The sequence below is a fragment of the Pseudomonas pharyngis genome (assembly GCF_021602345.1).
Lineage (GTDB): Bacteria > Pseudomonadota > Gammaproteobacteria > Pseudomonadales > Pseudomonadaceae > Aquipseudomonas > Aquipseudomonas pharyngis.
On record NZ_BQID01000007.1, the window covers coordinates 225976 to 238940 of the forward strand.

Below are 12965 nucleotides of genomic sequence, written 5' to 3' on the forward strand. Positions count from 1 at the left end.
TTCAGGGGCTGGCTGTTCAAAAAGGCTTGTCGAAGGTGATTTTCGGCTCTTTCCACGGGCCTTTGACGGTGTATTTGACGCTGGCGAACCGCGCCACGCGATCGCCGATCAGCTTGTCGATCAGGAACAACGCACCGCCGACGGCCGGCGCGCCGACAATCAGCGCGGCAATCGGCAGGTTGTTGGTCACCGGCAAAGTCACCAGCAATTTGGCATCCACCTTGTCGCCCACCAGATCCAGCGTGCCGTCCAGTTCCAGGTTGCTCGAGGGGCCGGTCAACTTGATTGGCTCTTTCGTCACATAAACGCCATTGGTCGCCACCAGCAAACCCTTGACCCGGTCATAGCTCAAGCCTTTGCCGAACAGGTCGGAGAAGTCGAGACGCAAACGCCGGCCAATCGAGTTGAAGTTGAGCAGGCCGAACACCCGCAACGCCTGAGCGCCGCCCTCGACTTCGACGAACTGGCCTTTGTTAAGGGACGCGTCGAGTGTGCCGGAGAAGCGCTTGGTCGCCAGCCACGCCGGCGAGCCCGGCCAGCGGCCATCGACATCCATGTGGAATTCTTCGCTGGTCACGCTCGGCGCAAAACCCCAGCCCTTGAGCACATCGGCGAGGTTCTTGCCGCCGATCCGCCCCTTGTACCAACTGGTCGTGGCACCGGGCGCTCCCTCCCAGCCACCGCTGCCCTGCAAGAGGATGCCCTTGAGGCCCAGATCGAGGTTGTTCAGGGCAATGCCCTTGCCGGTCGGTCGAACCTTGAGCGACCAGCCACCGACCAGATCCTGGCCCTGGAACAATTGATTGATGGTGATATCCAGCGCCGGAATCTTGCTGGGATCGACCGAGGCCAGTGGATCCGGCGCGTTCTCGTCGGCCTGCACCGTCGGGTCCGGCGCTGGCAATCGCACGTATTGCAGGTTCACCGCAATCGGCGCGCCCTTGGCGTCAGGAATGCCCGCCGTGCCTTTGGCCTGCTGGCTGTCGAGGGCCAGCGCCCAGGCACCGGGCTTGCGATTCACCTGCACGGCTGCCTGATCCAGCGTGGTGCCGAAGGCCGTGAGTTTGCCGATCTTGAAGTCCGCGCTGCTGAGCAACTGCTTGGCGTTGCCGCCTGGATCCTGGCCGGCGTATTTGTCCAGCAGATCCTGCCACGGCTTTACGTCCAGCTCCGACAACACGCCACGCACCCGCAGGCCTTTGTTGCCCGGCAACACCGCTTCGCCAGCGCCGAGGAACAACTCGCCACGACCATCGGCGAAACTGCTCGGTGGCGCTGCGAAAGTGAAATTGGCCAGTTGATCGTAATTGACCCAGTAACGCCGTTCCTGCCCCTGCAATGTCATCCGGAACACCGTGTCACGCCCGACATCGGCGGCCATGCCGAACGGCGCCGGCAGATCCACCGCCACACCCTTCATGCTGGAACTGACCATGAATTGGCTGTCGGCGCCGGCCAGATTCACTTGTAACTGGTAAGGAATCGTCCCGGACACCGGCAACGGTTGAGTCACGCCCAGCCAGTCAGTGAGTTTCTTGACCTCGACCTGCCCTGACGCCGCGACCCGGGTCTTGAGCTGGCCGGGAGCACCGTCGGCGAAGATCTGCGCCGAGACCGGTTTATCGAAGGCCCTGGCGCTGATGTTCTGACCGCTCAGGCCCTTGTCGCTGTCGAAGCGGAAATCACCCTTGAGCTGGCTCAGTTCCAGCTTCGGCTCGGCCAGCTTCAATCGCGCATTGGCGGTTTTGAAGTCGACGAGGATTTTCGGCTGATCGCCCTTGGCCAACGGCACATCGAGCTTGAGCTTGCCCTGCAGATCACCCTCGCCTTCCCAGCCGGCAAAAGTATCGGCGGTGCCGATCGGCGCCTCCTGAAGAATCTTCAGGCCATCGCCCAGCCCGCCGGCAAAGCTGCCGTCGAGGAACATATGGCTGTGCTCGCCGCTCGGCACGTGGGGAATATTGACGAAGACATCGCTGACCTGGGTGTCGAGCAACTGGCCCTTGCTGGCCAGAATCCGCACGCCGCTGTCTTCGATGAACACATCACCGTTGACCTTGCTCACGTGCGGCCAGCCTGGCTGGAACGCCAGTTCGGCGTCGTGCACCTTGAAGAACAGACTGATGCTGCGATCCGCTTCCCCGGCGTTCTTGTTCAGCGAACCCTGATACTGGAAGAAACCCTGATCCACCGCGCCCTTGAGAATCGCCGTACGCAGCCATTCATCGAGGGCCGGGCTCAGGACTTGCGGCAGGTACTTGGCGGTGTAGCGACCGTCACCATCCACCAGACCGACCCGCAGATCCATGTAGTCTTCCTGGCTGTGGTCGAAGTGCAGGCGGATCAGGAAGTCGCCGGCGATCTTGCCTTCCTCGCCGAGCACCTTCAGGTACGGCGCGATCAGGGTGAAACCTTCTTTATCGAGCTTCCAGGTCAACCGGGCGTTGGCCTGAATGTATTGCCATGGCTTGGCGAAGATCGGATCGAGGTGCAGGACGAAGTCCTTGCTGTCCATGCGCAGCTCGCCGCCACCGAGATTGCCGGTAAGACTGCCGCTGACATTCCGTGCCGCCGGCGCGCCGTGGTAGGCGTCGAAGCCGACTTGATCGAGGTTGGCGGCGAAGCTGAATTTGCTGTCGTCGGTGGCGTTCGGCCGGAAATCCAGCAGCACGTTACGCAGACCGCCGGTTACTTTCAGGCGCTCGACCACGGTGGCGACGCCTTGGGGCAAAGGTCCGAGGGCATTGAGCAAAGGTGTGATCGGCGTCAGGTCGAGCCGGTCAGCCTGCAGATGCCAGAGTTCTTCGTTCTTGTCGGTGGCGGCAGTCTGTTTGATCTGGACATGGGATTCCCAACGGGTTTCGCCGAAATTCATCGCCAGCGAATCAAGTGTGACAATGGCTCCCTCGGAACCGCGCTGGAAATAGCCATTGAGCGCCAGATTGTTGATCTGGATCGGCTTGCGTTCAGCGTAGGCGCCGGTCAGTTGCGGCGCATTGAGACGGATCGCCGCGCTCTGCAAAGCCCCCTCTCGCCAGTTGACCCACAGCTCGCCACCGGCCTTGATCTCGGAGAAATTCCATTGTTGGGTCAGGCGCTCAGGCAGCCACTTCGACCAGTCGCTCTGCGGCAGGCTGGCATAACCGTCCACTTCGCTGTTCTGCCACTGATTCGGACGAAGTCGTGTGCGCAGGCTCAGCGCCACAGGCTGACCGTCGGGCAGGGTCAGGCGCGCATCGAGGCGTTGGCGGCTGGACCCGGTTTTCAGATTGAGACCGACATAAGTGAGGGTCAGCGGCGCCTGCTCCAGCGGCTGCAACGTCACCTGACTGTCGAGCACCGACAGTTGCTGAATCATTTGCATGCGGTTGAACAGTTGCTCGGGATCCATGGGCTGGTCCTGCTGCACCGGCAAGCCTTCCAGCGCCCACTTTCCGTCTTCGCCTTCCTTGAGGCTGATCTTCAGACCATTGAGTTCCAAATGGGCGATGCGCACTTCGCGGGCCAGCAGACTGGCCCAAAGATCCGGCACCGCACGCACCCGATCCAGGCGCAGGGCATTGGCGCCGCTGCCGACCATCACGTCGTGGGCCAGCAGGATCGGCGCGAATCCACTCCAGTTGCCTTCCAGCTCGCCGATCTGCAGCGGCATGCCCAGGGCGGCACTGGCCTTGTCTTCGATATCGGTGCGGTATTCGGCCACCAGTGGCGTGAGTTCCCGGCCGAGACTGACGTACAACGCCATCAATACCAGAACCAACGCGCACAGGCCCAGACCCCAGCGGGTCAGTGCGGCCAAAATGCGTGTCAGACGTTCCATGTCAGTTGGCTCCCATGGCAAAAATACTGCAAAAAGCTGAGGCCAGCCGTTTCAGGAAAAAGGTGATGCAGGGGTTCAGAGCAGCACCACGTCATATTGTTCCTGGGAATACATGGTTTCGACCTGGAAGCGTATGGTGCGCCCGATGAAACCTTCAAGTTCGGCCACGTTACCGGACTCTTCATCGAGCAGCCGGTCGACGACTTTCTGGTTCGCCAGCACCCGATAACCCTCGGCCTGATAGGCCCGGGCTTCGCGCAGGATCTCGCGGAAAATCTCGTAGCAAATGGTTTCCGGAGTTTTCAGCTTGCCCCGGCCCTGACAGCTGCTGCACGGTTCGCACAACACTTGCTCAAGGCTTTCACGGGTGCGCTTGCGCGTCATCTGCACCAGGCCCAACTCGGTAATGCCGATGATGTTGGTCTTGGCGTGATCGCGCTCCAGCTGTTTCTCCAGGGTACGCAGCACCTGACGTTGGTGTTCTTCGTCTTCCATGTCGATGAAGTCGATGATGATGATCCCGCCCAGGTTGCGCAGACGCATCTGCCGGGCAATCGCGGTCGCGGCTTCGAGGTTGGTCTTGAAAATGGTTTCTTCAAGATTGCGATGACCGACGAACGCCCCGGTGTTCACGTCAATGGTGGTCATCGCTTCCGCCGGATCGATCACCAGATAACCGCCGGACTTCAGCGGCACCTTCCGTTCCAGGGCTTTCTGGATTTCGTCTTCGACGCCGTACAGGTCGAAGATCGGCCGCTCACCCGGGTAGTGCTCCAGACGATCGGCGATTTCCGGCATCAGTTCGGCGACGAACTGCGTGGTTTTCTGAAAGGTTTCCCGGGAGTCGATGCGGATCTTCTCGATCTTCGGGCTGACCAGGTCGCGCAGGGTGCGCAGCGCCAGGCCGAGATCTTCGTAGATCACGCTCGGTGCGCCGATGGTCTTGATCTGCTCGTTGATCTGATCCCACAGGCGGCGCAGGTAGCGGATGTCCATCAGGATCTCATCGGCCCCGGCACCTTCGGCGGCGGTACGCAAAATGAAGCCGCCGGCCTCTTTGATGCCTTCTTTGGCCACGCAATCGCTGACCACCTGCTTGAGGCGTTCGCGCTCGGCTTCGTCTTCGATCTTCAGGGAAATGCCGACGTGGGCCGTGCGCGGCATGTACACCAGATAACGCGACGGGATCGACAGTTGCGTGGTCAGCCGCGCACCTTTGGAACCGATCGGATCCTTGGTGACTTGCACCACCAGGCTCTGGCCTTCGTGTACAAGCGCACTGATGCTTTCCACCGCAGGACCTTCGCGCAGGGAGATTTCCGAGGCGTGAATGAAGGCCGCGCGATCCAGGCCGATGTCGACGAAAGCCGCCTGCATGCCCGGCAGAACCCGCACCACCTTGCCTTTATAGATGTTGCCGACGATCCCGCGCTTTTGCGTACGCTCGACGTGCACTTCTTGCAGCACACCGTTTTCGACCACCGCCACGCGCGATTCCATCGGCGTGATGTTGATCAGAATCTCTTCACTCATGGCAGGGTCTCGTTCAGGCATGTTCACGATAATGGCCGCATCTGGTCCGTTCGACGCTTATTGCGCGTTCAGGGTTTGCCAACAGGGTATGCCGAAATGGCCAAGCAGTTCTGCGCTTTCGCACACCGGCAAGCCGACGACCGCCGAGTAACTGCCATTGAGGCCGGCGACGAACACCGCGCCAAGCCCCTGAATGCCGTAGCCACCCGCCTTGTCCCGGGGTTCGCCACTGGCCCAGTAGGCGGCGGCTTCTTCGCGACTGATCGAACGGAACCGCACCCGACTGCGCACCACCCGCGACTCGCAGTGCTCGCCATCGAGCACGGCAATTGCCGTCAGCACTTCATGCTCCTTGCCGGACAACATCATCAGCATGGCGCATGCGTCGGCTTCGTCCACCGGTTTGCCAAGAATTTTGCCGTCCAGCACCACGGCGGTGTCGGCGCCCAGTACGCAAAATGGTCCAGCGCAGACGACGGTGCGCCGTCCGGCCTCGGCCTTGCCGCGCGCCAGGCGCTCGACGTAGGCCGATGGGGATTCATTGGCGAGAGGGGTTTCATCGATGTCCGCGCTGATGGCGGTAAACGGGATGCCGATCTGCGTGAGCAACTCACGCCGACGCGGCGATCCTGAGGCGAGGTAAAGCTTTTTCATCAAGACATCTCCCTGTTTGGTGCCCTGCCTCACAAATGCTGTTCCCTTTGGTCGGCGTCTGTTGTTGCCATACTGCGTTGCCGTTCCTCGCCATAGCACGCTATGACTCGTCACGGCGCCTTGTCTGGCAACAACAGCCGCTCGCCCAAAAAGAACTTCATTTGCGAGGCAAGGCACTGGTACGGGCAAATGCCTGACCGAATCAGTTGATTTTGTAGCGCCGGCGCAATCCACGCAAAGCGAAGCTGACCCATGGCCAGAGCAAGGCACTGACCAGTGCCGGCAGGACCAGCGCAAGGGTCGGCTGACGGTTGCCGGTCAAGGCACTGAGCCAAAGCTGTACGAGCTGGGCGAGGCCGAAGATCACCAGGATCACCAGACTCTGCTGCCACATCGGGAACATCCGCAGGCGTTGCTGCAACGACAGCACCAGGAACGTGATCAGGGTCAGGATCAATGCATTCTGACCGAGCAGATCGCCTTGCAGCACGTCTTCGGCCAGCCCCAGGCAGAACGCCGTGACCATGCCGACCGTATGCGGCAGGTACAAAGCCCAGAAAGTCAGGAGCAAGGCCAGCCACAGCGGGCGCAGGATTTCCATGAAAATCGGCAATGGCGACACGCTGAGCAGTATGCCGACGATAAACGTAAGCCAGACGATCCAGCCGTTACGCGATGCGGTAGCTCCGACCATTATTCTTGCCTCCCGGTGGTCGCCGGCGCAGTGACAGGCGGCTTGGCCGCTGGTCGAGCAGCGGGCTGATTGGCCGGTGGCTTGCTGGCCGCTGGTGTGGCTGCAGGCGGTTTGCTTGCAGCGGGTTTGGCCGGCGCGGAGCTGGCGGCAGGCGCGGCAGGCGCAGCCGGCGCTGTCGTCGTGGCAGGAGTTGCTGCTGCGGCAGGCGGAGTGACGATTTTCGGCACCGTGGCCGGAATCACCGGACCGCCACCAAAGGCATCGAGGTTTTCCTGAGCCTGCGCGGCATCGTTGGCACGTTCTTCGGCGGTGCGGTTGTCACTGAATACCAGCAGCAGGTAGCGGCTGCGGTTCAATGCGGCGGTCGGCACGGCGCGAACAATGGCGAATGGCTGGCCGGAATCGTGGATCACTTCCTTGACCGTCGCCACCGGATAACCGGCCGGGAAACGCTGACCGAGGCCCGAACTGACCAGCAGATCACCTTCCTTGATATCGGCGGTGTCCGCCACGTGGCGCAACTCCAGACGCTCAGGGTTACCGGTGCCGCTGGCAATCGCCCGCAGACCGTTACGGTTCACTTGCACAGGAATGCTGTGGGTCGAGTCGGTCAGCAGCAGCACACGGGAGGTGTACGGCATCAGTTCGACCACCTGCCCCATCAGGCCGCGAGCATCGAGCACCGGCTGGCCAAGCACCACGCCATCACGCTCACCTTTGTTGATGATGATGCGATGGGTGAAGGGGTTGGGGTCCATGCCGATCAGCTCGGCCACTTCGACCTTCTCGTTGACCAGCGCGGAGGAATTTAGCAACTCGCGCAAACGGACGTTCTGCTCGGTGAGGGCGGCAAGCTTCTGCATGCGACCCTGCAACAGCAGGTTCTCCGACTTGAGTTTTTCATTTTCGGCGACGAGCTCGGTGCGACTGCCGAACTGGCTGGCGATACCTTCCCACAACCGTCCGGGCAGGTCAGTAATCCAGTAGGCGTCCATCAGCACCAGCGAGGCCTGGCTGCGTACGGGTTTAAGCAGACTGAAGCGCGCATCAACGACCATCAGCGCGACCGACAGTACGGCCAGCACCAACAAGCGCACGCCCAGTGAGGGGCCCTTGGCGAAAAGCGGTTTAATAAGCCGCTCCTCCCAGGCAAATGTTCTGTTTATTCATACGGCATCAAACCGGCCTGGATGAAGACTGACAGAAGATAAACGCCAACAGGCAGCACTGCAAAGTGCTGCCTGTGCGCTCACCCACGTATTGCACCCGGCGATTATTCGCTGGAGAGCAGGTCCATGGTGTGCTTGTCCATCATTTCCAGTGCACGGCCACCACCGCGAGCGACGCAGGTCAGTGGATCTTCGGCAACGATCACCGGCAGACCGGTTTCCTGGGCCAGCAGCTTGTCGAGGTCACGCAGCAGCGCGCCACCACCGGTCAGCACCAGGCCTCGCTCGGCGATGTCGGAAGCCAGTTCCGGCGGCGATTGCTCCAGGGCACTTTTCACGGCCTGAACGATGGTTGCCAGGGACTCTTGCAGAGCTTCCAGCACTTCGTTGGAGTTCAGGGTGAATGCGCGTGGAACGCCTTCGGCCAGGTTGCGACCGCGAACGTCGACTTCGCGAACTTCGCCGCCCGGGTAGGCCGTACCGATTTCCTGCTTGATGCGCTCGGCGGTGGATTCGCCGATCAGGCTGCCGTAGTTGCGGCGCACGTAGGTGATGATCGCTTCGTCGAAGCGGTCGCCGCCAACGCGTACGGATTCGGCATAGACCACACCGTTCAGGGAGATCAGCGCGATTTCGGTAGTACCACCACCGATATCCACGACCATCGAACCGCGAGCTTCTTCAACCGGCAGGCCGGCACCGATCGCAGCGGCCATCGGCTCTTCGATCAGGAACACTTCACGGGCACCGGCACCAAGGGCCGATTCACGGATGGCACGACGCTCAACCTGGGTGGACTTGCATGGAACGCAGATCAGCACACGAGGGCTGGGCTGCAGAAAGCTGTTTTCGTGAACCTTGTTGATAAAGTATTGCAGCATCTTTTCGCAGACGCTGAAGTCGGCGATCACGCCGTCCTTCATCGGACGAATGGCAGCAATATTGCCCGGCGTACGGCCGAGCATGCGCTTGGCCTCGGTGCCGACAGCGACGACACTTTTCTGGTTACCGTGTGTCCGAATGGCCACAACCGATGGCTCATTCAGGACGATACCGCGCTCGCGCACGTAAATAAGGGTGTTGGCAGTGCCCAGGTCAATGGAAAGATCGCTGGAAAACATGCCACGCAGTTTCTTGAACATGGGAAAGGGACCCTAGGCAACGCGTGGGTAAAAAAGTGCGGCAAACTCTAACAACGACAGGGATTTTGGGCAAGGCGCCAATATGTTAAATTGGCCGCTTTTCTGTGCACCAAGCCCCACAATCGCGGCCTTATGACCGTAGAAGTGCGGTAGTGTTCCGACAATCTAACACACGGACGCCGTCCGTCCTGTTTTCCACTGGAGAAACCCGATGGCGCTAGAACGCTCCGACGTGGAAAAAATCGCTCATCTGGCCAGCCTTGGCCTTAATGACGCCGATCTTCCACACATCACTTCGGCCCTCAACAGCATTCTCGGGCTGGTCGACGAAATGCAGGCGGTCGATACCGACGGTATCGAACCGCTGGCCCACCCGCTGGAAGCCAGTCAGCGCCTGCGCGCCGACGTCGTGACCGAAAGCAATAACCGCGAGGCTTATCAGTCCATCGCACCAGCGGTCGAAAACGGCCTGTACCTGGTTCCGAAAGTCATCGACTAAAGGGAAAGAGCCTGCAATGCATCAATTGACTCTGGCCGAGATCGCCCGCGGTCTCGCCGATAAAAAGTTTTCTTCCGAAGAGCTGACCAAAGTCCTGCTGGCACGCATTACCCAGCTCGATCCGCAGCTCAACAGTTTCATCAGCCTCACCGAAGAACTGGCCCTCGAGCAGGCGAAAGCCGCCGACGTGCGCCGGGCCAATGGTGAGAGCGGCGCCCTGCTCGGCGCGCCGATCGCCCATAAAGACCTGTTCTGCACCCAGGGCATCCGCACCAGCTGCGGCTCGAAGATGCTCGACAACTTCAAGGCCCCATACGACGCCACCGTGGTGTCGAAGCTGGCCGCCGCCGGCACCGTGACCCTTGGCAAGACCAACATGGACGAATTCGCCATGGGTTCGGCCAACGAGTCGAGCTGGTACGGCGCGGTGAAAAACCCGTGGAACCTGGAACACGTGCCGGGCGGTTCGTCCGGTGGTTCAGCGGCGGCGGTTGCCGCTCGTCTGTTGCCCGCCGCAACGGCCACCGACACTGGCGGTTCGATCCGTCAGCCAGCCGCGTTCACCAACCTCACCGGCCTGAAACCGACCTACGGTCGCGTTTCGCGCTGGGGCATGATCGCTTACGCCTCCAGCCTCGATCAGGGCGGCCCTCTGGCTCGCACCGCCGAAGACTGCGCGATTTTGTTGCAAGGTATGGCCGGCTTCGATCCGAACGACTCCACCAGCATCGATGAGCCAGTGCCAGACTACGCCGCTGGTCTTAACGGTTCGCTGCAAGGCCTGCGCATCGGTGTGCCGAAGGAATACTTCGGTGCAGGTCTCGACCCGCGCATCGCCGACCTGATCCAGAACAGCATCAAAGAGCTGCAGAAGCTCGGTGCCGTGATCAAGGAAATCAGCCTGCCGAACATGCAGCACGCGATTCCTGCGTACTACGTGATCGCCCCGGCAGAAGCCTCCTCCAACCTGTCGCGTTTCGACGGCGTGCGCTTCGGCCACCGCTGCGCAGACCCGAAGAACCTGGAAGACCTGTACAAGCGCTCCCGTGGCGAAGGTTTCGGGCCTGAAGTACAGCGCCGGATCATGGTCGGTGCCTACGCGCTGTCCGCCGGTTACTACGATGCCTACTACCTCAAAGCCCAGAAGATCCGTCGCCTGGTGAAGAACGACTTCATGACCGCATTTAATGAAGTCGACGTCATCCTCGGCCCGACCACGCCAAACCCGGCCTGGAAACTCGGCGCCAAGAACAGCGACCCGGTCGCTGCCTACCTGGAAGACGTCTACACCATCACCGCCAACCTCGCGGGCCTGCCGGGCCTGTCGATGCCGGCCGGTTTCGTCGACGGCCTGCCGGTCGGCGTACAGCTGCTCGCGCCGTATTTCCAGGAAGGCCGTTTGCTCAACGTTGCGCACCAGTATCAGTTGAACACTGACTGGCACACTCGCACCCCAACCGGCTTCTGAGGAGACACACATGCAATGGGAAGTCGTGATCGGGCTGGAGATTCACACCCAGCTCACCACCCGGTCGAAAATCTTTTCCGGTAGTTCCACCCAGTTCGGTTCCGAGCCGAACACCCAGGCCAGCCTGATCGACCTGGGCATGCCCGGCGTGCTGCCGGTGCTCAACCAGGAAGCGGTGCGCATGGCGGTGATGTTCGGTCTGGCGATTGACGCCGAGATCGGCCAGCACAACGTGTTCGCCCGTAAAAACTACTTCTACCCGGACCTGCCGAAGGGCTACCAGATCAGCCAGATGGAATTGCCGATCGTCGGCAAGGGCCACCTGGACATTGCCCTGGAAGACGGCACGGTCAAACGCGTCGGTATCACCCGTGCGCACCTGGAAGAAGACGCCGGCAAGAGCCTGCACGAAGAATTCAGCGGTGCCACCGGCATTGACCTGAACCGTGCCGGCACGCCGCTGCTGGAAATCGTGTCCGAGCCGGACATGCGTAGCGCCAAGGAAGCGGTGGCCTACGTCAAGGCGATCCACGCGCTGGTGCGTTACCTGGGCATCTGCGACGGCAACATGGCCGAGGGCTCGCTGCGTTGCGACTGCAACGTGTCGGTACGTCCGAAAGGCCAGGTCGAGTTCGGCACCCGCTGCGAGATCAAGAACGTCAACTCGTTCCGCTTCATCGAGAAGGCGATCAACTCCGAGATCCAGCGTCAGATCGACCTGATCGAAGACGGCGGCAAAGTGATCCAGCAGACCCGCCTGTACGATCCGAACAAGGACGAAACCCGTCCGATGCGCAGCAAAGAGGAAGCCAACGACTACCGTTACTTCCCCGATCCGGACCTGCTGCCGGTGGTCATCGAGGATTCGTTCCTCAACGACGTGCGCGCCACCCTGCCGGAGCTGCCACCGCAGAAACGCGAGCGCTTCCAGAGTGCCTTCGGTCTGTCGGCCTACGACGCCAACGTGTTGGCCACCAGCCGTGAGCAGGCGGACTACTTCGAGAAAGTCGCGAGCATCGGCGGCGACGCCAAACTGGCGGCGAACTGGGTGATGGTCGAGTTGGGCAGCCTGCTCAACAAGCAGAACCTGGACATCGAGGATTCGCCAGTTTCCGCCGAGCAACTGGGCGGCATGCTGCAGCGCATCAAGGACAACACCATCTCCGGCAAGATCGCCAAGGTGGTGTTCGAAGCGATGGCCAACGGCGAAGGCAGCGCAGACGAGATCATCGAAAAGCGCGGCCTGAAGCAGGTTACCGACACCGGCGCGATCTCGGCGGTGCTGGACGAAATGCTCGCGGCCAACGCCGAGCAGGTCGAACAATACCGCGCGGCAGACGAAGCAAAGCGCGGCAAGATGTTCGGCTTCTTCGTCGGTCAGGCCATGAAAGCCTCCAAGGGCAAGGCCAACCCGCAGCAAGTGAACGAACTGCTGAAAAGCAAGCTCGAAGGCTGACCACAATGGAGCCAGATCCAAAGCCTGGCTCCAATCCCTGTGGGAGCGAGCCCGCTCGCGATGGCGGTCTGTCAGTCACTTTTGCAGTGTCTGAAATTGCGCTATCGCGAGCAGGCTCGCTCCCACATTGTTATTTGGGAGCTTTCGAATGAAACGTCTGCTCGGCGCCTGCGCCCTGCTCTCCTTGCTGGCCGGTTGCGCCAGCACCGACACCATCGACCCGCACGGTTACGACCAGACCGGCGTCGCCTCCTATTACGGAACCAAACACCACGGTAAACGTACCGCCAGCGGCGAAGCGTTCAACCAGAATTCCCTGACCGCCGCCCACCGCCAGTTGCCGTTCGGCACTCGGGTGAAGGTCACCAACCTGAAAAACGATGAATCCGTCGTGGTCCGCATCAACGACCGTGGCCCGCACACCCGTGGCCGCCTGATCGATGTTTCACGTGCGGCGGCCGAACAGCTCGGTATGCTGCGCAGTGGAACCGCCCGGGTTCGGGTGCAGGCCCTCGACGACTGATGGAGCG

Annotated in this window: 10 protein-coding genes; 4 read left to right on the top strand and 6 right to left on the bottom strand. The window is 61.2% G+C overall.

All coding sequences use genetic code 11. The features are described from left to right. Window positions 1-16: 16 nt before the first annotated feature. The 6 genes from L6D74_RS16535 to mreB all read right to left on the bottom strand — a co-directional run bounded on the left by L6D74_RS16535 (window position 17) and on the right by mreB (window position 9012). Window positions 17-3820 carry a YhdP family protein gene (locus tag L6D74_RS16535; RefSeq protein WP_236189821.1) on the bottom strand — a complete coding sequence of 1268 codons (3804 nt, stop codon included), beginning with the start codon at window positions 3818-3820 and terminating at the stop codon, window positions 17-19. Between the two features lie 75 nt (window positions 3821-3895). Continuing rightward, entirely contained in the window at window positions 3896-5353 is a 1458-nt protein-coding gene (gene rng / locus L6D74_RS16540) for a ribonuclease G (protein WP_007953605.1), read from the bottom strand. 57 nt (window positions 5354-5410) lie between these two features. Continuing rightward, entirely contained in the window at window positions 5411-6007 is a 597-nt protein-coding gene (locus L6D74_RS16545) for a Maf family protein (RefSeq protein ID WP_236189822.1), read from the bottom strand. A gap of 202 nt (window positions 6008-6209) precedes the next feature. Then, window positions 6210-6701: a rod shape-determining protein MreD gene (gene mreD / locus L6D74_RS16550; protein WP_064593386.1), complete on the bottom strand. Its 492-nt coding sequence runs from the start codon at window positions 6699-6701 to the stop codon at window positions 6210-6212. Next, a complete protein-coding gene (gene mreC, locus L6D74_RS16555) occupies window positions 6701-7834 on the bottom strand; it encodes a rod shape-determining protein MreC (RefSeq protein WP_276574951.1) in 1134 nt (377 codons plus the stop codon). Before mreC ends, mreD begins: the two co-directional genes overlap by 1 nt. Before the next feature lie 140 nt (window positions 7835-7974). Next, window positions 7975-9012, bottom strand: coding sequence for a rod shape-determining protein MreB (mreB, locus tag L6D74_RS16560; protein WP_002555108.1), 1038 nt, complete (start codon window positions 9010-9012; stop codon window positions 7975-7977). A gap of 211 nt (window positions 9013-9223) precedes the next feature. Between mreB and gatC the strand changes: the two genes are divergently transcribed. From gatC to L6D74_RS16580, 4 genes are all read left to right on the top strand, one after another. Next, complete coding sequence (gene gatC, locus L6D74_RS16565; RefSeq protein ID WP_085698446.1) at window positions 9224-9511, top strand: Asp-tRNA(Asn)/Glu-tRNA(Gln) amidotransferase subunit GatC; 288 nt, start codon at window positions 9224-9226, stop codon at window positions 9509-9511. 16 nt (window positions 9512-9527) lie between these two features. Beyond that, window positions 9528-10979, top strand: coding sequence for an Asp-tRNA(Asn)/Glu-tRNA(Gln) amidotransferase subunit GatA (gene gatA, locus L6D74_RS16570; protein WP_236189825.1), 1452 nt, complete (start codon window positions 9528-9530; stop codon window positions 10977-10979). A gap of 10 nt (window positions 10980-10989) precedes the next feature. Beyond that, on the top strand, window positions 10990-12435 hold the full coding sequence (gene gatB / locus L6D74_RS16575) for an Asp-tRNA(Asn)/Glu-tRNA(Gln) amidotransferase subunit GatB (protein ID WP_039769265.1): 1446 nt from the start codon (window positions 10990-10992) through the stop codon (window positions 12433-12435). 148 nt (window positions 12436-12583) lie between these two features. Continuing rightward, a complete protein-coding gene (locus L6D74_RS16580; RefSeq protein WP_236189827.1) occupies window positions 12584-12958 on the top strand; it encodes a septal ring lytic transglycosylase RlpA family protein in 375 nt (124 codons plus the stop codon). Window positions 12959-12965 lie beyond the last annotated feature (7 nt).

Excerpts from the sequence above, each read along its gene's own strand:
- L6D74_RS16535 (WP_236189821.1), bottom strand. The coding sequence starts at position 3,820 with ATGGAACGTCTGACACGCATTTTGGCCGCACTGACCCGCTGGGGTCTG.
- rng (WP_007953605.1), bottom strand. The coding sequence starts at position 5,353 with ATGAGTGAAGAGATTCTGATCAACATCACGCCGATGGAATCGCGCGTG.
- L6D74_RS16545 (WP_236189822.1), bottom strand. The coding sequence starts at position 6,007 with ATGAAAAAGCTTTACCTCGCCTCAGGATCGCCGCGTCGGCGTGAGTTG.
- mreD (WP_064593386.1), bottom strand. The coding sequence starts at position 6,701 with ATGGTCGGAGCTACCGCATCGCGTAACGGCTGGATCGTCTGGCTTACG.
- mreB (WP_002555108.1), bottom strand. The coding sequence starts at position 9,012 with ATGTTCAAGAAACTGCGTGGCATGTTTTCCAGCGATCTTTCCATTGAC.
- gatC (WP_085698446.1), top strand. The coding sequence starts at position 9,224 with ATGGCGCTAGAACGCTCCGACGTGGAAAAAATCGCTCATCTGGCCAGC.
- gatA (WP_236189825.1), top strand. The coding sequence starts at position 9,528 with ATGCATCAATTGACTCTGGCCGAGATCGCCCGCGGTCTCGCCGATAAA.
- gatB (WP_039769265.1), top strand. The coding sequence starts at position 10,990 with ATGCAATGGGAAGTCGTGATCGGGCTGGAGATTCACACCCAGCTCACC.
- L6D74_RS16580 (WP_236189827.1), top strand. The coding sequence starts at position 12,584 with ATGAAACGTCTGCTCGGCGCCTGCGCCCTGCTCTCCTTGCTGGCCGGT.